Raw genomic sequence first — 19,688 nt, 5'->3', positions numbered from 1 at the left:
CTTGGCTCCGGTAGAAGCGCGATCTGGTACGACGGGGTCGCGTTGCGGCACAACAAGCTGTGCTCACCGGAGCCAAGTGAACAAGCCGGCTTCGTCATTGCGAGGAGCGGAGCGACGAAGCAATCCAGGGCGACGGGTGTCTTTCTCCGCTCTGGATTGCTTCGCCCTCATCTTGCGATGAGGGCTCGCAATGACGGCGTTTTTTTGAAATGGCTCCTCTTATTATCATCGGCAAGCGAATTGTTTTACGAGTCCCTCTTCTCCGTCCTCTCTACCGGCAAAGGTTAACTATGATCCTGGTTCTCCGGAAGATGCTTGACTCGCCTCCCGCGCGGGCCACTTACGAATGGGACGCAGTCGCGGTCCCGTGCCAATCAAAACAGACGCCGAGGGAGGCCCCACCATGCTCGATGATCCGCGGATTGACCGCCGCGTGCTCCTGAAAGGTCTGGCCGGCGCATCATTCGCCGCCGTGCTGGCCGACCCCATTCTGGCCCGCGCCGCCGCCGAACAGACAGAGACCGTCACCCTGACGCTGCCGTCCGGCCGCACGGTCTCGGCGGCGCTGGCGCTGCCGGAGACCCTGCCGGCGCCGACGGTGATACTGATCCACGAATGGTGGGGCCTGAACGACCAGATCAAGGCCACCGCGCGGGAGTACGCCAACGAGGGCTATGTCGCCCTGGCCATCGACCTGATGGGCGGCTCCGTCGCCACCACGCCGGACGCGGCCCGCGCCCAGACGCAAGCGGTGGACGCCGCCGAGGCCACCGAGACCTGCACCGCCTGGATGGACTGGCTGCGCACGCACGAGCACGGCACGGGCACGCTCGGCACCGTCGGCTGGTGCTTCGGCGGCGGCTGGTCGCTGAACGCGTCGCTGGCGGCGCCGGCCGACGCCACAGTCATCTACTACGGCCGGCTGGCGCAGGACGCCGAGACGCTGAAGGCCCTCTCGGGGCCGGTGCTGGGGCACTTCGGCACCCGCGACCAGCACATCAACGCCGACATGGTGGGCGGTTTCGAACGGGCCATGGCCGCCGCCGGCAAGGCCGACAGCCTGACCGTGCACTGGTACGAGGCCGACCACGCCTTCGCCAATCCGTCCGGCGGGCGCTACGACGAGGAGGACGCCAAGCTGGCCTGGGCGCGCACCCTGGCCTTCTTCGCGCAGCATCTGAAGGGGTAGGCGGTTCTACTCGACCTTTTTCACCGCCGCGAGGAAGGCATAGCCGCCGTACAGGGGCGTCACGGTCACCTCGGCGCGGCCCTCGGCGTGCAGGCCCCACAGGTAGGCCACGAGGTCCGGCCGGTACTGGACATGGAACAGGCCGAGCCACCAGTACAGCACGGCCCGGAACCAGCGCGGCAGGTCGGACTGGTCGCCGAAATCGACGATGTGGATCCGGCCGCCGGGCCGGACCACCTCCAGCGCGTGGTCGACCGACTCGCGCCACGGCGGGATCATCGACAGGCTGTAGGAAAACACGACGTGGTCGAACGGGTCGTCGAGGCCGAAGTCGCGGGCCGGGTCGAAGTCCTGCGCCAGGGCGTGGGCCAGGTGGATCCGCTCGGCCAGCCCGAGCCGCCCCACCTTGCCGCGCGCCGTTTTCAGCATGGCGTCGCTGGCATCGAGCCCGAACAGGCGCGCGCCCGGATAGCGCCGGGCCATCTTGACCAGGTTGCGCGCGGTGCCGCAGCCGACCTCGCACACCGTCTCGCCCTCGGCGGCCTGGAGATCGGCGATCACCCGATCGCGCCCGAAAAGGAAGTACTTCCGCGTCAGGTCATAGATATGCCGCTGCTGCCGGTAGATCCGGTCCATCAGATCATGGGCGTCCATCGGGGGGCCTTCTTGATTTTTTTACAGGAGCGGGGAAGCGGGGGCGCGGGAGCCTCAGTCCCGGCGGGTGTACACGTGGAAGCCGCCGTAGATCGAGGCCCGGTCGCGGCGCGTCATGTCGCGGCAGTGCTCGATGTCATGGTCCCAGACCGACAGCAGGTCGGGCGACAGGCTGTTGGTCAGCGGGCTTTCCGTGCCGGCGGTGCGGAAGATGACGCGCGCGCCGGGCCGCGCCGTGCGCACGATCTGGGCCCACAGCTCGTTGAGCTGGCGGTCGTTCATCCAGTCCTGGGCATCGAGCAGGACATAGCCGTCGAGGCTCTCGGCCGGCTGCTCGGCCAGCCAGTGCGTCATCGAGGCATGGTGGATGTGCACCCGGTCGGACAGGTCGCGCAGGCGCTCGTAGTTTTCGCGGCGCAGGTAACGCGGCACCGCCTTGCGGTAATGCCGGTCATAGCCCCGGCCGAACGCCTGCCAGGCGAAATAGTTCTCCTCGATCGGGAAATCGCAGGCCAGCCGCTCCAGCCGCTGCCGCAGCAGGCCGGGGATGTCGCCGTCGGACGCCACCATCAGCGACTCGAACTGGGCCGGGGGAATGCCCAGGCCGTAGAGCGACACCGGCATTCCGCACATGGCGCGCACCAGCTTTTTCTCGAACAGCGGCGAGATGGTGGCGTCGAACACGGCCTTCTGTTCCTCTGGCGTGCGCACCGCCAGCAGGACACGCGGATTCATGCCGTGCGCGCGGGCAAGGACATGCAGAGAGCCGATGAACCGACCGAGCAGGCCGAACTTGTAGATGTTCTTGGTGAAGTAGTTGATGCGCCGGCCGTGCACCGGTGTCCATGCGGTCCAGTACTTCCGCGTCGCCTCGTCCAGGTGCGGCAGCAGGTACTGGGTGAAGGCGCGGCGGTTGGCCCGCTCGTCGGCGTGGCCGAAAAACCGGAAGTAGGTCTCATGATCCGGGAAGCGTTGCAACGCCGTCAGCTTCAAGTGGCTCAGGGCCACGTGCGCAGGGTTGAGGTCGACGGCGTCGATGCGCGCCGGCCCCTCGGTCAGGTAGTTCAGGATGTTACAGCCGCCCGAACAGATCGTCACGATGCGCTTGTCTGGGGTCAGGTGCAGCGCCTCGAGGTCGATCTCCGGATCCTCCCATATCTGCGGATACACGAAGCCCCGGAACATCAAGGTAAACAGTCGCTCCAGCGCGCCTTTTTTGGAAATCGGCTTGCTGTTGTGGACAGCCGCGTGCAGCAGGGCGTTCTTTTTCATGAGGTCGGAATCCGGATACCATGTGGAAGGCATAACGACAGACACCCGCTGCCGGCGGGCCGGGTCAGCGGGTCGCGCATCCTACTGTCATTTCACTGTCGGCGGAACCAGATTCCGACAGGCCTGTGACAGGCGCGCGCGGATGGCGCGGCCCCCTTGACGAAACCGCCGGTCCGGTCACCCTGGGACGCGGCCCTCGACCGCCCGACGGCCCCCTGACGCTGGAGCATCCTGATGGACTCGCATACGCCCTATTCCCGTCTGAAGGCGCGCTTCGCCCGCCTGAGCCATCTGCAGGACGCCGCCGGGGTGCTGCACTGGGACCAGTCGGCCATGATGCCCGAGGGCGGGGCCGAGGCCCGCGCCAGTCAACTGGCCACGCTGCGGACCCTGGCGCATGACATGCTGACGGCACCCGAGGTGGGGGAGTGGCTGGACGCCGCCGAGCGGGATGAGGCACCCGGGCTGGACGACTGGGACCGAGCCAACCTGCGCGCCATGCGGCGCGAATGGCGGCACGAGGCGGCGCTGGACGCGGACCTGGTGGAGGCCCACTCGCGCGCCTGCTCGACCTGCGAAATGGTCTGGCGCCGCGCCCGCGCCGAGGACGACTTCGCCGCCGTCAAGGGGCCGCTGGCGACGGTGCTCGACCTGACGCGCGAGATCGCCGTCACCAAGTCCGAGGCGTTCCAGTGCTCTCCGTACGATGCCTTGCTGGATGCCTATGAACCGGACGGATCACAGGTGGCCATCGCGGCGGTGTTCGACGACCTCGCCGCCGACCTGCCCGCCATCCTCGACGACGCCCTGGCCGCCCAGGGGCCGGCGCCGACCCCGCCCAAGGGACCGTTCCCCGCCGCCCGCCAAAAGGCGCTCGCCGAACGGCTGATGCAGGCGGTGGGATTCGATTTCGGGCGCGGCCGCCTGGACGAAAGCCTGCATCCCTTCTGCGGCGGCGTGCCCGACGACGTGCGCATCACCACGCGTTACGACGAGTCCGACGCCGCCGGCGCTATCATGGCCGTGCTGCACGAGACCGGCCACGCGCTCTACGAACAGGGCCTGCCGCCGGCGTGGCGCGACCAGCCGGTGGGCCGCGCGCTGGGCATGAGCGTGCACGAAAGCCAGAGCCTGCTGATGGAGATGCAGGCCTGCCGCTCGCGGGCGTTCCTGACCTATGCCGCGCCCGTCATGGCCGAGATGCTGAACGGCGGTGACGACGGCGCGGGCTGGGATCCGGACACCCTGTCTCGCCTCTACACCCGCGTCGCGCCCGGGCTGATCCGCGTCGACGCCGACGAGGTGACCTATCCGGCGCATATCATCCTGCGGTTCCGCCTGGAGCGGGCGTTGCTGACCGGCGACCTGGTGCTGGACGACCTGCCCGGCGCCTGGCGCGACGGCATGAAGGAGGTGCTGGGCGTGACGGTGCCGGACGACCGCACCGGCTGCCTGCAGGACATCCACTGGTACGACGGGGCGATCGGCTATTTCCCCACCTATACCCTGGGGGCGATGACGGCGGCGCAGTTGTTCCAGGCCGCCGTGGAGGCCGTGCCGTCGATCCCGGACGATCTGGCGAAGGGCGACTTCGGGCCGCTGCTGGGGTGGCTGCGGGACCATGTGCACGCGCTGGGCTCATCCGTCACCGCCGCCGAGATGCTGGAGCGCGCCACCGGAAAGCCGCTGGACGCCGGCGTGTTCAAGGCCCACCTGCGGCGACGGTATGTGGACCGGGCGGAGTGATCCGCTCCTTCCGCATCCGCCCGCGCTGTCCACCCGGCACGCCTGCGCCCGCAAATCCGCGGGCGCCAGGTCTCCACACGTGATCGTCACGGGCATGTCTTGAGTCGCCAAACAAATCATGCCGGCCGACGTATCGCTTGACTCGTTTGCAGGCCCCTTGTCTTACATCTTACCTTTTCCCGAGATCCTGCCGCCCCTGTCGCTATCATATTCAGACTTGTTTCCGCCGAAGCGGCGGCTCTTCGCTCGCGCGGCGATGTGACTCGTCATTGCGAACCCTCGTCGCAAGACGAGGGCGAAGCAATCCAGAGCGTAAAACGCAAATATCCGCTCTGGATTGCCCAATTGTTGATTTTTGGGCTGTGCTCCTCGCAATGACAAAAAAGAGTAATGATGTGTGAATCAGATAGGCCCCTGTCGGGGGCGTCGTGACGACCGGACGAGTCAATTCTATCGTCGGCCGGTTTGAATGCCCGGCCAGCAAGAACGGTCAACCTTTTCGTCGGCCGGGATCACATCTGTCCGCGCGGTCCCTCGCGCGCCATTTCCTCGTACAGGTGGTATTTCTCCAGCACCTGAGCCTGCGCCTGCGCCATCAGCACGCGCGCGGTTTCCGGATCGCTGGCGGCCAACGCGCGGTAGCGCAGTTCGTTCTGGGTATAGGCCGACAGGGCGATGCGCGGGCGCGGGCTGTCGAGGATGAACGGGTTCTCCTCGCTCGCCCGCACCGCCGGGTTGAAGCGCAACAGCGGCCAGTACCCGCTCTTCACGGCAAGGTCCTGCTGCTCCATGCCCTTGTCCATGGCGATGCCGTGGGCGATGCAGTGGCTGTAGGCGAGGATGATGGACGTGCCCGGGTAGGCCTCGGCCTCGCGGAAGGCGGTCAGGACATGCTGCGGGTTCGCCCCCATGGCCACGCGGGCGACGTAGACGTTGCCGTAGCTGATGGCCTGCAGCGCCAGGTCCTTCTTGCCCACGCGCTTGCCGGCGGCGGCGAACTTGGCCACGGCGCCGACCGGTGTCGCCTTCGACATCTGGCCGCCGGTGTTGGAATAGACCTCGGTGTCCATGACCAGGATGTTGACGTCGCGGCCGCTGGCCAGCACGTGGTCGAGCCCGCCCGACCCGATGTCGTAGGCCCAGCCGTCGCCGCCGACGATCCAGATCGAGCGCCGCACCAGATGGTCGACCACCGACAGCAGGTGGCGGGCGTCGTCGTCGTCCATGCCCTCCAGGATGCCGCGCAGGGTCTCCACCCGGGTGCGCTGGGCCACCAGGGCCGATTCGGTGCGCTGCTCGGCCTCCAGGATCGACGCCGCGAGTTGCTTGCCCACCGCCGGGGCCAGACGCGCCAGCAGGTCGCGGGCGAGGCGCACGTGGTTGTCGGCGGACATGCGGAAGCCGAGGCCGAATTCGGCGTTGTCCTCGAACAGGCTGTTGGACCACGCCGGGCCGCGCCCAGTCTCGTCCACCGCCCACGGCGTGGTCGGCAGGTTGCCGCCGTAGATGGACGAACAGCCGGTGGCGTTGGCCACCTGCAGGCGGTCGCCGAACAACTGCGACAGCAGGCGGACATACGGGGTCTCGCCGCAGCCGGCGCAGGCGCCCGAGAACTCGAACAGCGGCCGCAGGAACTGGGTGCCCTTGACGGTGGAATAGTCGACCCGCGAGCGGTCGTTGACCGGCAGGCTGTCGAAGAAGGCCTGGTTGGTCTCGACCTCGTCGCGGACCGTCAGTTTGTCTTCCATGTTGATGGCGCGGCGGCTGGCGTTGGTCGGGTCCTGCACCGGGCAGACGCTGACGCACAGTCCGCAGCCGGTGCAGTCGGCGACCATGACCTGGAGCGAGAACCGGGTCTCGGGGAAGCCGCGCGCCTCGACCGGGGCCGAGGGGAAACTGTCCGGGGCGCCCTCCAGGCGGGCGCCGTTGTAGAACTTGGTGCGGATGACGGCGTGCGGACAGACCATGGAACAGTTGCCGCACTGGATGCACAGCCCCGGGTCCCAGCGCGGGATCTGGGTGGCGATATCGCGCTTTTCGTACTGCGTGGTGCCGCTGGGGAAGGTGCCGTCGGCCGGCAGCGCGCTGACCGGCAAGGTGTCGCCCTTGTCCGCCAACATGGCGGCGGTGACGGCGCGGACGAAGTCGGGCGCGGTGTCGGGGATCAGCTGGCGCGGTGGCACGTCGGGGCCGTCGGCCTCGGCCGGCGGGATCGGTACCTCGCGCAGGTGGGCGATCGCCATGTCGACGCCGGCGTGGTTGCGGGCCACCACCTCGTCACCCTGACGGGCGTAGGACTTGCTGATGGCCGCCTTGATGCGCTCGATGGCCACGTGCGGCGGCAGCACGTTGGACAGGGCGAAGAAGCACGTCTGCATGATGGTGTTGACGCGCCGGCCCAACCCAGCCTCGCGCGCCACCTTGACGGCGTCGATGACGTGCAGCTTCAGGCCCTTTTCGCGGCAGGTCCGGCGCATGGGGGCCGGCAGGCGGTTCCACGTCTCGGCCGGCGGATAGGGGCTGTTCAGCAGAACGTCGGCCCCCGGTGCGGCGCGGTCGACGATGTCGATGGCATTGACGAACTGGAACTGGTGGCAGGCGATGAAGTTGGCCCGCTCGACAAGGTAAGGCGCGGTGATCGGCTCCGGGCCAAAGCGCAGATGCGAGACGGTGCGCGAGCCCGATTTCTTTGAATCATAGACGAAGTACGCCTGGGCGTGGCGGTTCGGCTCGTCGCCGATGATCTTGATGCTGTTCTTGTTGGCGCCGACGGTGCCGTCCGACCCCAGGCCGTGGAAGATGGCGCGGACCACGCCGTCCGGTTCGATGGAAAAGTCCGGGTCCACCGTCAGGCTCAGGTTGGTCACATCGTCGGTGATGCCGACGGTGAAGCGCGGCTTGGGGTCGGGCTTGGCCAGTTCGTCGTACACCGCCTTGACCATGCCCGGCGTGAATTCCTTCGACGACAGGCCGTAGCGGCCGCCGATCAGGCGCGGCACGGTCTTCGTCGGCAGCCGGTCGTAGGTCTGCGCCTCGGCCAGGGTGGCCAGCACGTTCAGGTACATGGGCTCGGCCTGGGCGCCGGCCTCCTTGGTGCGGTCCAGCACGGCGATGGCGCGGGTCGAGGGCGGCAGCACCGCCAGCAGCTTCTTGGCCGACCAGGGCCGGAACAGGCTGACCTTGATGACGCCAACGCCGGCGCCCTCCGCCTCGTTCAGATAGTCGGCGGTGGTGGTGGCGGTCTCGGCGCCCGAGCCCATGATGACGATCACCCGCTCGGCATCGGGCGGACCATGGTAGGTGAACGGCGCCAGCGGCCGGCCGGTGATGGCGCTCAGGCGGTTCATCTCCGCCTCGACGATATCCGGCATCCGCTCGTAATAGAGGTTGTTGGCCTCCTGCGCCTGGAAATAGACGTCCGGGTTCATGGCGGTGCCGCGCACGAACGGTCGTTCGGGGCTGAGCGCCCGCAGGCGGTGGGCGCGCACCAGATCGTCGTCGATCATGTCGCGGATCACCGCGTCGGGGATCAGCGAGATCTTGTTGATCTCGTGCGACGTGCGGAAGCCATCGAAGAAGTGCAGGATGGGCACCCGCGCGCGCAGAGTGGCGGCCTGGGCCACCAGGGCGTTGTCGTGCGCCTCCTGCACAGAGGCCGAGGCCAGCAGCGCGAAGCCGGTGGTGCGCGCGGCCATCACGTCCTGATGGTCGCCGAAGATCGACAGCGCGTTCCGGGCCAGGGCGCGGGCCGCCACATGGATCACGCAGGCGGTCAACTCGCCGGCGATCTTGTACATGTTGGGCAGCATCAGCATCAGGCCCTGAGAGGCCGTGAAGGTGGTGGCCAGCGACCCCGCCTGCAGCGCGCCGTGCAGCGCGCCGGCGGCGCCGCCCTCGCTTTGCATCTCCATCACATCGGGGATGGTGCCCCAGATGTTGGTCTTGCGCTGCGAGGCCCATTCGTCGGCCAGTTCGGCCATCGTCGAGGACGGCGTGATCGGATAGATCGCGCACACCTCGTTGACACGGTAGGCGATGTAGGCGCAGGCCTCGTTGCCGTCGATCATGACGCGCTGGGGCTCGTTGGGAAGCACGCGGGTCTCGGCGGACGCGGCGGCGGACTGCGCGGTGGTATCGGGCATGACTGGACGTCCCTTTGTTCCCTGGCCTTCAGTCCCTGGTAGGGTTCGCGGACGCTCTTGCGTGGCGCCCTTGCGGATGAGTCGGGTCGGCGGGCGCGGTCGCCCGCCGGGGCCTCAGTGGTGCGGTTCCGGAATCATCTCGATGGCGTGCACCGGGCACTGATCGTGGCACACGCCGCAGCCGGTGCAGCGCTCCAGGTCGACCCGGTAGCCCTTGCCCGGCCCCAGCTTCTGGATGGCGTTTTCCGGGCAGGCGCCCTGGCAGCCGTCGCACTCATAACAGTTGCCGCACGACAGGCAGCGTTTCGCCTCGTAGTGCGCCTGGGTCGGCGAGAACCCGCCCACGACCTCGTCAAAGCCGCTGGTGGCCTCCTCGGCCGGGCGGTGCGGTTGCTCGCGCGGATCCGCCTCGACATAGTACGGCACCTGCAGGTCGGCGAAGCTGACGGGCGGATTGCGGGGTTGGCGCTGGTACAGGCCGCCGCGCAACCAGGTGTCGATGCAACGCGCGGCCTGTTTGCCGTGGCCGACGGCGATGGTCACCGAGCGGTCGGACGGCACCATGTCGCCGCCGGCGAACACGCCCGGCGCGCCGGTCATCATGCGTTCGTCGACGCGCACGGTGCCGTCGCGGTCGAACGACAGCCCGGGCACCGAGCGCAGGAAGCTGGTGTCGGTGTCCTGACCCAGGGCCAGGATCAGGTCGTCGGCCTCGATGGTTTCGGTGCGGCCGGTGGGGCGCGGTCGGCCGCGCTCGTCCAGTTCCATGATCTCGACCGTCATGGCGGTCTGGTCCAGGCTTTTGATGGCCCGCAGCCAGTGGATCTGGACGCCCTCGTCCAGCGCCTCCTGGGCCTCGAAGTCATGCGCCGGCATGTTCTCGCGGTCGCGGCGGTAGACGATCAGGGGTTCGTGCCCCAGGCGCTTGACCACGCGGGCCGCGTCCATGGCGGTGTTGCCGCCGCCGTACACCGCCACGCGCCGGCCCAGGCGCGGGCGCTCGCCGGCCTCGACGCTCTTCAGGAACGAGACCGCGTCCAGCATGGTGCCGGCGTCGCGCGCCGGGATGTCCACCCGTTTGGAGATGTGGGCACCGACGGCCACGAACACGGCGTCGAAGCCGCCGGCCTGGCGTTCGGCCTCCAGGTCGGTGACCTTGTGATTCAGGTTGAGCGTGATGCCGAGGTCGAGGATGCGGTTGATCTCGGCATCCAGCACGTCGCGCGGCATCCGGTACGCCGGAATGCCGAAATGCATCATGCCGCCGGCGATCGGCCCGGCCTCGTGCATGGTCACGGCGTGGCCGGCGCGGGCCAGGTGATAGGCCGCCGACAGGCCGCTGGGGCCGGCGCCGACGATCAACACCCGCTTGCCGGTGGAGGCGGCGGGAGCGTCGAAGCCCCAGCCCTTCTCCAGCGCCACGTCGCCCAGATAACGCTCGACGGCATGGATGGTGACGGGCGCGTCGAGCTCCTTTCGGTTACAGACGTCCTCGCACGGGTGATAGCAGACGCGGCCATGCACCGCCGGCATGGGGTTGTCGGCGACCAGCACGCGCCAAGCCGCCTCGTCCTCGCCGGCCTGGGCCAGCGCCAGCCACGCCTGGATGTTCTCGCCCGCCGGACAGGCCTGGTTGCAGGGCGGCAGGTGATCGACATAGATCGGCCGGCGCACCCGTTCCGGACCGGTGCGCCGCTCATGGCGAAGGTCCAACGGACGCGTCATGTCCGTCGGGCGATGCAGGGGGGCCTGGCCCATGACGTATCCCTTCCCGGTGGGGGCGCTCTTGTTCGGTGACGCCTTGGTCGGTGATCGTGCTGAGGTGAGTCTCGCAGTGTTCGCGGCGGTCGCGCCAGCGGATCATCACGCGGGCGCCATGGTAACCGAAAGCGGCCGGCGAACCAGAGGGGAATCACGCGTCGACGCAAAACCTTCGTCAAGGTGTGTCGCGGGGCCGGGCTAGGCGGCCGGGGGCGCCCTCTCTACTCCTCGATCTGTCCGCGTCACCACGCCGACGGCCAGGTTTCGCGCCTGGCGCCCTTCCGACCTCTCCCAAGAAATTGGGCTATCATGCTCACACTTTCCCGCCACTGTTCGCGCAAGCCGACGGGGCGGCGCACGACCCCACCCCAACCCTCCCTGTAAACGGGGCGATCGTACTTGCACGTCTTTCCGCCGAAGCGGGAGCCCTTTGCTCGCGCGACGATGTGACTCGTCATTGCGAACCGTCGTCGCTAGACGAGGGTGAAGCAATCCAGGGCGTAGACCGTAAATATCCGCTCTGGATTGCTTCGTCGCTACGCTCCTCGCAATGACAAACCATTTTAAGTTGTGTGAATCAGAGAGCCCTATTTATAGGGGAAGTCGGGAGCAAGATCAGGCGGCACGAACATCAGCGAGGAACCGCTCGACCATTGACTTGAGCTGCGTGGACTGCTCGTTGAGGGAACTGGTCGCCTGCAACACGTTCTCGGCGGCTGAGCCGGCCTCGCGCGCCGCCTCGGTCACGCCGACGATGGTGGACGACACCTCGGCCGTGCCCTGGCTGGCCTGCTGGACGTTGCGCGCGATTTCCTGGGTCGCCGCGTCCTGTTCCTGCACCGCCGAGGCGATGGTGGAGGTCACCTCGTTGATGCGGCCGATGATGCCGGAGATCGATTCGATGGCCGAGACGGCGGTCCGGGTCTCCGTTTGTACGCTGCCGATCTCGCGGCCGATATCCTCGGTCGCCCGTGCCGTCTGGTTGGCCAGGCTCTTGACCTCGTTGGCGACCACGGCAAAGCCCTTGCCGGCGTCGCCGGCCCGCGCCGCCTCGATGGTGGCGTTGAGCGCCAACAGGTTGGTCTGATCCGCGATGTCGGTGATCAGGTTCACCACCTCGCCGATCTTCTGCGCCGCCTCGGCCAGGCCGGAGACGACGGTGTTGGTCCGCTCGGCCTCGGTGGCCGCCTGCCCGGCGATGTCGGTGGACTGCTGCACCTGCCGGCCGATCTCGCGGATCGACGAGGCCAGTTCCTCGGCCGCCGACGCCACCGTCTGCACGTTGTTCGACGCCTGTTCGGAGGCCGAGGCGACCGTCGTCGCCTGGCTGTTGGTCTCCTCGGCGATCGAGGCCATGCTTTCGGCCGTTGACTGAAGCTGCGCGGCGGCCGACGCGACGGCCTCGATGACGCCACTGACGCCCTGGTCGAACTGGTTATTCAACTCCTCGATCCGCCGCGCGCGGGCCTCGCGCTTGCGCGCCTCGGCGGCCTGCTGGTCGGCGTACTCGTCGGCGCGCTGCATCCCCTCCTTGAAGGTCTGCACCGCCTTCGCCATGTCGCCGACCTCGTCCTTGTGGTCCTGCGCCGGGATCTCGACGCTGTACTCCCGCTTGGCCAGCCGGCCCATGACCGCGGTCATGGCGGCGATGGGCTTGGTGATGCCGGACGCGATGGCCGCGGCGGCGACAAGCCCGGCGCCGACGGCGACGAGGGTCACGACGACCACGAAAATGCTGGTCATGTTGATCGCCGCCTCGGCCTGCGGGCCGAGGATGTCCTGCTCTTCCTTGACCTGAAGCTTGAAGTCCTCGACCTGCTGCGCGACACGCGGGCCGATGACGTCGAGGGTGTTGGTGATGATGTCGTTGCGTTCGTCGATGACGCCGACGACCCGTTCGAAGGCGCTGGCGTATTCGGCCTTGGCATCGTTGGCCTGCTGCATCCGTTGGCGGCGGCCCGGGTCCTGCAGGGCGGCGTTCAGGGCCGTCATGGCGTCGTCGAAGGCGGCCAGTTCGTGAAGCGCGCGCTCGGCCGAGTCTTCGAGATTGTCCACCAGGAACTTCTGGGCGTACAGGCGTGCCAGCAGCGATTCCCGGAGCGCTAGGCCGGCCAGATAGGCCGCCTCGGCGTCATCGTCGTCGAAAGCCGAGCGCATGATCTCGGTCAAGGCCTGTTCCGTTGCCGGTCCGGTGTCGACGAACACGTCGTTCAACGCGTTGCGACGGTCCTGCAGGTCGGTGACCCGTTCGAACGCGGCGGTGTAATCGTCGAGTTCCGCGCGCATGGTGTCCAGCAGTTGCAGCGCCTCGGGATCGGTGGTCAACGCCCGCGTCGTACCGATGAACTCGCGCGTCGCGTCCGCGCGATCATGCACCTGGTCGATGGCCGCCTGATCGCCCCGGATGATGAAGTCCTTCACCCCCATGCGGGTCAGCAGCATGTTGGCCTGCACGCGCCCGACCTCGTTGGCGGAGCGGGCCAGGCCGCGATACTCGGTGAAGGTCCCGCCAATGCTGACGAGCGCGAAGATGGCCATGCCGCCCACGACAGCCAGAAGGATCAAGATCGCGCCAAACCCACCATAGAGCTTCGGCCCGATACGGATCGACTTGAGCATGGTGCAACGCCCCCTCTCGGTTCATTCTGCCCACTTGGTTCATTCTGAAAGACCCGTGCCGTTTCTGGCGGCTATCATTGGTATTTTCGGGGCACCTATGTCAACAAAAGTTTAGTAAACTCACGCGCCGGCCGACAATCGCCTGGACCACAAAGACAATCTATATGGCGAACTTTGTACCAAGAGAAGCGTTAATGTTCCCTTATCTTGAGAGGGCACCACCTCGCTAGAACAATTCGAAATCCGACATGGCAAAAGGAGCAAGAGCCGGTTCCTTCGGAGGAGGGCACATCCTATTTTTTGGACCTGTCTTACTGCCCCTGGGGGTGGACTGATTCTGCCGCGCACGTACGACGGCCCCATTGAATGAGGGTGACGTTATATTAGGTTCCTTGCAAGTGCAGCCGGCATTGCGCATCGCCAGGTCAGGGCCATGTCCATGGGGGCGATCAATGCCATCCGACCGCCATTCGATCACACGGACAGGACGCCTCGCCATGCCCCGGACCCTTGCCGCGCTCGCCCTCGCCAGCCTGCTCGCCACCAGCCCCTGGGGCGCGGCGGCGCGGGACTTCAACGCCGCGCCCCCGAACGCGCCGCATCAGGAACCGGCCTTCGACGGCCAGACGCGGGCGCCGGTGATCGCCGATCCCATCACGCTGAACCGCGCGGTCGTCGCCGACGGCCTGACGCACCCCTGGGGCATGGATCAGCTCCCGGAAGGGCGTTGGCTGGTCACCGAGCGCCCCGGGCGGATGCGCATCATCTCTGCCGAGGGCGAGCGCTCGCCGGCCATCACCGGACTGCCCGAGGTGGACGCGCGCGGCCAGGGCGGGCTGCTGGACGTCGTGGTCCGCGAGGACTTCTCCGACACGCGCCGGGTCTGGTGGAGCTACGCCGAACCCCGTGACGGGGGCCGCACCGGAACCGCCGTGGCGACCGGCGTTCTGTCCGACGACGGCCGCGCCATGACCGACGTCGCGGTCATCTTCCGCCAGCAGCCGCCCTGGGCGTCGACCCTGCACTACGGCTCCCGCCTTGTGTTCGACGAGACCGGGGCGCTGTTCGTCACCACCGGCGAGCGGTCCAAGCACGAGCCGCGCCAGTTGGCGCAGGACGTCTCGACCCACCTTGGCAAGGTGTTGCGCATCGACCCGATGGGCGGACCGGCCGAGGGCAATCCGGACATCCCGGGCGGTGCGCCCGAAGTCTGGTCGTACGGCCATCGCAACATCCAGTCGGCGGCGCTCGGCCCCGAGGGCGCGCTGTGGACCGTCGAGCACGGTCCGCGCGGCGGCGACGAACTGAACCGGCCCCGGCCCGGGCGCAACTACGGCTGGCCGGTCATCACCTATGGCGAGGCGTACAGCGGCCGGCCGATCGGCGCCGGGATCACCAAGAAGGACGGAATGGAGCAGCCGGTCTACTACTGGGATCCGGTGATCGCCCCCAGCGGCATGGTGTTCTACGACGGTGACCTGTTCCCCGAGTGGCGGGGCAGCGTGCTGATCGGCGGACTCGCAAGCCGGGCATTGGTTCGCCTTGAACTTGACGGGACGCGGGTGACGGGCGAGGCGCGCTATCTTCAGGGCATGGCCCGTGTGCGGGATGTGGATGTGGCGCGCGACGGCGCCGTCATGATCCTCACCGATCACCGCGACGGCGCCCTGATCCGGCTCACGCCGGCGCGATAATCCCCGGACGCGGCGACGAGCAGCAAGGTCCTCACGTTTCCGCCTTGCGGTCCCCATCCGTCCCCTTGTTATGATCCCGTGACCGGTCCGGCCCTGTCCGGCCTTGTCCGGCACAGAACGGAACCAAACCGGGACGGGAGGGGGACTCATCCATGGACATGACCACGCGCTATCTCGGCCTGACGCTGGAGCATCCGGTGGTGGCCTCGGCCTCGCCGCTGTCGGGCACCCTGGACGGCATCCGCCGGCTGGAAGACGCCGGCGCCGCCGCCGTGGTCATGCCGTCACTGTTCGAGGAACGTATCCAGCGTGAGCGCGAGGCGCTCCGCGGCCTGTCCGAGGTGGGCGCCGAGAGCCACGCCGAGGTGCCGGGCGGGTACTTCCCGGCGGCGTCGCTGGACTCCATCGGCATCGGTGGCGAGGAGACGCTGGAGTTGATCCGCCGCGCGCGCGAGGCCTGTGACATCCCCGTCATCCCCAGCCTGAACGGCACCACGGCGCGCGGCTGGACCCACTACGCCAAGCTGATGCAGCAGGCGGGCGCACCGGCCATCGAGCTGAACGTCTACTACGTCGCCGCCGACGTGACCGAATCCGGCGCCGAGGTCGAGGACCGGGTGGTCGGCATCCTCGACACGGTGTGCGCGGAGGTCTCGGTGCCGGTGGCGGTCAAGCTGGGGCCGTTCTACAGCGCGCCGGGGCATCTGGCGCGGCGCCTGGTGACGGCCGGCGCGACCGGACTGGTGCTGTTCAACCGGTTCTATCAGCCGGAAATCGACCTGCAGGCCATGCGGGCGCTGCCCACGCTTGACCTGTCCACGTCGGCCGAGGCACGCCTGCCGCTGCGCTGGATCGGCGTGCTGTACGGCCACGTGGACGACGCCGCCCTGGCCGCCACCACCGGTGTCCAGGGCGCCGAGGACGTCATGAAGTACATCCTGGCCGGGGCCGACGTGGTCATGACGGCCTCCGCCCTGCTGCGTTATGGCGCCGGCCACATGAAAACCCTGGTGACTGGCCTGCGTGCCTTCCTGGAGGTGGGCCGCTACGAGACCGTAGCCCAGGCGCGCGGCGCGCTGAGCCACAAGTCCGTCGACGACACGGCGGCCTACGAGCGCGCCAATTACCTGCAGGTACTCGATTCCTTCCGGCCGGCGGACTTCAGTCCGTAAGGGGACGAGCCGGAGCACGTCAGATCAACCCCATCTCCCGCAGCGCCTGGCGCATCTCCTCGGGCATGGCGGCGATGTCGCCGTCGTCCGGGCTCGCGCCGCTGCGCCGGTCGGGGGGCGCCTGGTCCTCGGCGAGATAGCGCCAGCCCTGGAACGGACGCCACGGCCGCGCCTCGGTGCCCACCACCGCCGGGTCGAGGTGGATGCGGCAGGCCGAGCGGCCGCTCTCCGGATCGGTCACCGGCTCCAGCTTCAGGATTGTCTGGCGGCATCGAATCGCGCCCGTCATGACCCAATAGAGCGAGCCGCCCGGCACGATCTCGTCGGCGCGGCGTGGTGTCATGCGCGTGGTATGCACCAGGGCGTCACCCACGGCGATACGGGGGCGGTGTTGCAGGCCGCGCAGATGGTCGGGGCTGTCGACGCCGACGCAGAGTTTCACCAGGTGGAGGGTCATGGGATCGGGGGATGCCATGCGCGGCGGCGGCGCTCAAGGGGGAAGCGCCGAGGAAACAATCGTCCCGCCGATCACGCTTCCCCGCGCAGCCAGTCCAGCCACCAGCCGCCGGCACCCGGAGGCTCGGCCAGCCGCGCGGCCAGCCACGGCAGGAGGTCGCGCAGGGTCTCCTCCAGCCGCCATGGCGGATTGACGAGGATCAGGCCGGCGCCGGCCAGGCCGGCGATGGTGGTGGTCGGCCGCGTGGTCAACTCCGCCGCCAGCACGCGCGCGATGCCGCTGGCGATGACCTGCTGGTGGAAGGCCTCGACCGCGCCCGGGTCCTTGATCGGATACCACAGCATGAAGACGCCGGTGGCGAACCGTCGGTGGGCGTGCGCCAGCGCCGTGGCCAGTGCCTGATATTCGGCGCGGTCCTCGAACGGCGGGTCGATCAGCACCAGGCCGCGCCGCTCCGGCGGCGGCAGCAGGGCGGCCAGGGACGCGTACCCGTCGCCCGCCTCAACCCGCACGCCGGGCCGTCGGGCCAGCAGCGCCGCCAGCGCCGCGTGCGCGTCGGGATGGCGTTCCACCGCCACCAGGCGATCGCCCGGCCGCAACCCCAGCGCGGCGATCAAAGGCGAGCCGGGGTAGAGCGTCGCGCCGCGCGCCTCCCGGACCCCGCGCACCAGGTCGAGGTAGGGCCGCAACGCCGCCGGCGCCTCGTCCGCGTCCAGCAGGCGACCGATGCCGCCACGCCATTCCCCCGTGCGCGACGCCGCGTCGCCGGCCAGGTCAAAGGCGCCGGCGCCAGCGTGGGTATCCAGCACCAGGATCGGTTTCGGCTTGGCGCGCAGGTGCTCCAGGATGAGTGTCAGAACGACATGCTTCAACACATCGCCCACATTGCCGGCGTGATAGTCGTGGCGATAGTTCATGCCCGTTTGTTCATATCCTCTGTGCGCTCTGTCTTGCCTCGCGTGTCCGCCCATGGCCGGCACCGGCCACGACGTGAAATCATACGGCCGGCGCCGCCGACATGCAAAAAGCACAACACGCGTATGACGTCATGCGATACTTAAGTCATGATGACCAGAAATAAGGACTGTGCTAGGGTTGCGGTACGTAAAAAGCGGACCATGCCAAGCGATATATGAAGAACGACATATACATAGTGTTACGCGCGCGGAAGAAGGTCTGGCAAACAGTTCTGTTTCCCGCCTTTTTTCTTCCGTTTGCGTCTCGGTTTTTGTTGGCAGTGCCGCCGACCACCCCAGGCGACGCCCGACGGACCTCCGTGCGGCCCGGCAGTTGCAGCACCGGGCCGGTGCCCACGCGGGCTTTCATGACAAGGACAATCCCACGATGCACCTGACGACAGCCTGCCCCACGGCCGGCCCCACCCCCACGCTGAGTCCCCTGCGCCTTGATCTGCGGGAACTCATCTATGTCCTGTCCGGGGTGCTGGACTTCGTCGGCGTGTCGGATGTGTCGCACGGCAAACGGGTCGCCTACATGGCCGTGGCCACCGGGCGCGCCCTGGGGCTCGACCCGCGCCGGCTCGACGCCCTGTTCGAGGCCGCGCTGCTGCACGACGCCGGCGTCTCCACCACCCGCGAGCATGACAAGCTGATCTCGCAGTACGCCTTTCTGGAGGTCGACTGGCATTGTGTCCGGGGGCAGGACCTGTTCCTGCGTTTTCCGCCCACGGCCCACCTGGCGCCGATCATCGCCTATCATCACACCCCTTGGAGCCGCCTGCGCGAGGCCGACAACGGCCTGAGCGAATCCACCCGGGTGGCCTCGAACATCATCCACCTGGTGGACCGGGTCGACGCCCTGCTGTCCCGCCAGCGGGGCACGGACCCCGCCTTGATGCGGCCGTGCATCCTCGAGATCCTGGAGGCCGCCGACCATGGCAGCTTCGCGCCCGAGGTGCTGGAGGCGTTCCGCGAGGTGTCGGCGCGGGACGCGTTCTGGTTCGGCCTGGACGCCGACGCGCTGCACGTGGAACTGGCCCCGCTGGCCCGCAACAGCCGTTACCGCACGCTGACGGCGGCCGAGTTGACGGAGCTGGCCAGCATCTTCGCCAGCATCGTCGACGCCAAGAGCCCCTTCACCGGCGAGCACTCGGCCGGGGTCGGCCGGCTCAGCGCCCACCTGGCGGCGCTGGCCGGCCTGGACGAGGAACACCGCCACCGGGTGGAGATCGCCGCCCTGCTGCACGACGTCGGCAAGCTGCGCATCCCCGACGCCATCCTGGACAAGCCGGGGCCGCTGGACCCGGCGGAGTGGGCGACCATGAAGCGGCACGCCTACTACACCTACCAGATCCTGGCCCAGATCACCGGCTTCGACGAAATCGCGGTCTGGGCCGGCTATCATCACGAAAGCCCGAACGGAAGCGGCTATCCGTTCGGCGGCGCGGACACCACATTGTCCCTGGAATCCAGAATCGTCTCGGTCGCCGACGTGGTCCAGGCGCTGGCCCAGGCGCGGCCCTACCGCGAGCCCCTGAGTCCGGGGCGGACCATGGTGATCCTGGACTCTCTGGTCAGCGCCGGCAAACTGGACGGGGACTTGGTGGCGCTGGTCGCCGCCGACCGCGATGCCTGCTGGCAACTGGCGGTGGGGCACGCGTAGCGGGCGGCCGCGCGCAAGACACAGGGGAGCGGCACCAGGGGAGCCACCTTGGGCTTGCCGGCGGCTGGTCGGCGGGGTGGGCGAACGCCCGAATAGAGCAGATCGTTAGGGCGGATTCACGCGTCCCATTTGCCCTGCCGAGCGGGTCAAATGGGACGCGATCCGCCCTATATCCACAGAAAAAGCAAACATAACGATGCTGGGGCTTTTTTGTGCCCAGCCGCCAGACTGAACGGTTCAGCGCAATACAAGCATATATCCGCACAACGCCAGGCGCCTCCGACATCCGAACACGCCTCGATGCCACAGGGGAATCGCTTGAACGTCCTATGAGTGGCCGCACAGGACATCGCACATGTA

The 19,688-nt window shown here is 68.1% G+C and carries 12 protein-coding genes; 5 read left to right on the top strand and 7 right to left on the bottom strand.

The window, feature by feature from the left end; genetic code table 11:
• The first annotated feature begins 403 nt into the window (after window positions 1-403).
• Window positions 404-1,189, top strand: coding sequence for a dienelactone hydrolase family protein (locus tag Q0309_RS14250; RefSeq protein ID WP_299442456.1), 786 nt, complete (start codon window positions 404-406; stop codon window positions 1,187-1,189).
• A gap of 6 nt (window positions 1,190-1,195) precedes the next feature.
• Here the strand turns inward: Q0309_RS14250 and Q0309_RS14245 are convergent, their stop codons facing one another.
• Both Q0309_RS14245 and Q0309_RS14240 read right to left on the bottom strand, forming a co-directional pair.
• The gene (locus Q0309_RS14245) at window positions 1,196-1,843 is read right to left on the bottom strand and encodes a class I SAM-dependent methyltransferase (protein WP_299442453.1); all 648 of its coding nucleotides are present in this window, start codon (window positions 1,841-1,843) and stop codon (window positions 1,196-1,198) included.
• A 54-nt stretch (window positions 1,844-1,897) separates the two neighbouring features.
• Window positions 1,898-3,115 carry a DUF3419 family protein gene (locus Q0309_RS14240; RefSeq protein WP_299442450.1) on the bottom strand — a complete coding sequence of 406 codons (1,218 nt, stop codon included), beginning with the start codon at window positions 3,113-3,115 and terminating at the stop codon, window positions 1,898-1,900.
• Between the two features lie 234 nt (window positions 3,116-3,349).
• Between Q0309_RS14240 and Q0309_RS14235 the strand changes: the two genes are divergently transcribed.
• Window positions 3,350-4,861 (top strand): carboxypeptidase M32, encoded by a 1,512-nt coding sequence (locus Q0309_RS14235; protein ID WP_299442447.1) that lies wholly within the window; start codon window positions 3,350-3,352, stop codon window positions 4,859-4,861.
• Window positions 4,862-5,373: 512 nt separating this feature from the next.
• Here Q0309_RS14235 and nifJ read toward each other — a convergent pair.
• The 3 genes from nifJ to Q0309_RS14220 form a co-directional block, all read right to left on the bottom strand.
• Complete coding sequence (gene nifJ / locus Q0309_RS14230) at window positions 5,374-8,928, bottom strand: pyruvate:ferredoxin (flavodoxin) oxidoreductase (protein ID WP_299442459.1); 3,555 nt, start codon at window positions 8,926-8,928, stop codon at window positions 5,374-5,376.
• A 189-nt stretch (window positions 8,929-9,117) separates the two neighbouring features.
• Window positions 9,118-10,761, bottom strand: a complete 1,644-nt coding sequence (locus Q0309_RS14225) for an NAD(P)-binding protein (protein ID WP_299442444.1) — start codon at window positions 10,759-10,761, stop codon at window positions 9,118-9,120.
• A gap of 618 nt (window positions 10,762-11,379) precedes the next feature.
• Window positions 11,380-13,383 (bottom strand): methyl-accepting chemotaxis protein, encoded by a 2,004-nt coding sequence (locus Q0309_RS14220; RefSeq protein ID WP_299442441.1) that lies wholly within the window; start codon window positions 13,381-13,383, stop codon window positions 11,380-11,382.
• Between the two features lie 497 nt (window positions 13,384-13,880).
• Here Q0309_RS14220 and Q0309_RS14215 point away from each other — a divergent pair, with 497 nt between their 5' ends.
• Together Q0309_RS14215 and Q0309_RS14210 are read left to right on the top strand one after the other, a co-directional pair.
• Window positions 13,881-15,077 (top strand): PQQ-dependent sugar dehydrogenase, encoded by a 1,197-nt coding sequence (locus Q0309_RS14215; protein ID WP_299442438.1) that lies wholly within the window; start codon window positions 13,881-13,883, stop codon window positions 15,075-15,077.
• A gap of 152 nt (window positions 15,078-15,229) precedes the next feature.
• The gene (locus Q0309_RS14210; RefSeq protein WP_299442435.1) at window positions 15,230-16,249 is read left to right on the top strand and encodes a dihydroorotate dehydrogenase-like protein; all 1,020 of its coding nucleotides are present in this window, start codon (window positions 15,230-15,232) and stop codon (window positions 16,247-16,249) included.
• Between the two features lie 19 nt (window positions 16,250-16,268).
• Here the strand turns inward: Q0309_RS14210 and Q0309_RS14205 are convergent, their stop codons facing one another.
• The gene (locus Q0309_RS14205; RefSeq protein WP_299442432.1) at window positions 16,269-16,724 is read right to left on the bottom strand and encodes a DUF1489 domain-containing protein; all 456 of its coding nucleotides are present in this window, start codon (window positions 16,722-16,724) and stop codon (window positions 16,269-16,271) included.
• A gap of 53 nt (window positions 16,725-16,777) precedes the next feature.
• Window positions 16,778-17,623 (bottom strand): 23S rRNA (adenine(2030)-N(6))-methyltransferase RlmJ, encoded by an 846-nt coding sequence (gene rlmJ / locus Q0309_RS14200; protein ID WP_299442429.1) that lies wholly within the window; start codon window positions 17,621-17,623, stop codon window positions 16,778-16,780.
• Window positions 17,624-18,050: 427 nt separating this feature from the next.
• Between rlmJ and Q0309_RS14195 the strand changes: the two genes are divergently transcribed.
• Complete coding sequence (locus Q0309_RS14195) at window positions 18,051-19,328, top strand: HD domain-containing phosphohydrolase (protein ID WP_299442426.1); 1,278 nt, start codon at window positions 18,051-18,053, stop codon at window positions 19,326-19,328.
• Window positions 19,329-19,688 lie beyond the last annotated feature (360 nt).

The sequence above is a fragment of the uncultured Rhodospira sp. genome (assembly GCF_937138205.1).
GTDB lineage: Bacteria > Pseudomonadota > Alphaproteobacteria > Rhodospirillales > Rhodospirillaceae > Rhodospira.
Note: the sequence above shows the minus strand (reverse complement) of the source record. Positions and strands in the feature narration are given on the sequence as shown.

Bases quoted from the DNA above. Each gene is read 5' to 3' on its own strand.
- Q0309_RS14250 (WP_299442456.1), top strand. From the start codon at position 404: ATGCTCGATGATCCGCGGATTGACCGCCGCGTGCTCCTGAAAGGTCTG.
- Q0309_RS14245 (WP_299442453.1), bottom strand. From the start codon at position 1,843: ATGGACGCCCATGATCTGATGGACCGGATCTACCGGCAGCAGCGGCAT.
- Q0309_RS14240 (WP_299442450.1), bottom strand. From the start codon at position 3,115: ATGAAAAAGAACGCCCTGCTGCACGCGGCTGTCCACAACAGCAAGCCG.
- Q0309_RS14235 (WP_299442447.1), top strand. From the start codon at position 3,350: ATGGACTCGCATACGCCCTATTCCCGTCTGAAGGCGCGCTTCGCCCGC.
- nifJ (WP_299442459.1), bottom strand. From the start codon at position 8,928: ATGATCGACGGCAACGAGGCCTGCGCCTACATCGCCTACCGTGTCAAC.
- Q0309_RS14225 (WP_299442444.1), bottom strand. From the start codon at position 10,761: ATGGGCCAGGCCCCCCTGCATCGCCCGACGGACATGACGCGTCCGTTG.
- Q0309_RS14220 (WP_299442441.1), bottom strand. From the start codon at position 13,383: ATGCTCAAGTCGATCCGTATCGGGCCGAAGCTCTATGGTGGGTTTGGC.
- Q0309_RS14215 (WP_299442438.1), top strand. From the start codon at position 13,881: ATGCCCCGGACCCTTGCCGCGCTCGCCCTCGCCAGCCTGCTCGCCACC.
- Q0309_RS14210 (WP_299442435.1), top strand. From the start codon at position 15,230: ATGGACATGACCACGCGCTATCTCGGCCTGACGCTGGAGCATCCGGTG.
- Q0309_RS14205 (WP_299442432.1), bottom strand. From the start codon at position 16,724: ATGGCATCCCCCGATCCCATGACCCTCCACCTGGTGAAACTCTGCGTC.
- rlmJ (WP_299442429.1), bottom strand. From the start codon at position 17,623: ATGAACTATCGCCACGACTATCACGCCGGCAATGTGGGCGATGTGTTG.
- Q0309_RS14195 (WP_299442426.1), top strand. From the start codon at position 18,051: ATGCACCTGACGACAGCCTGCCCCACGGCCGGCCCCACCCCCACGCTG.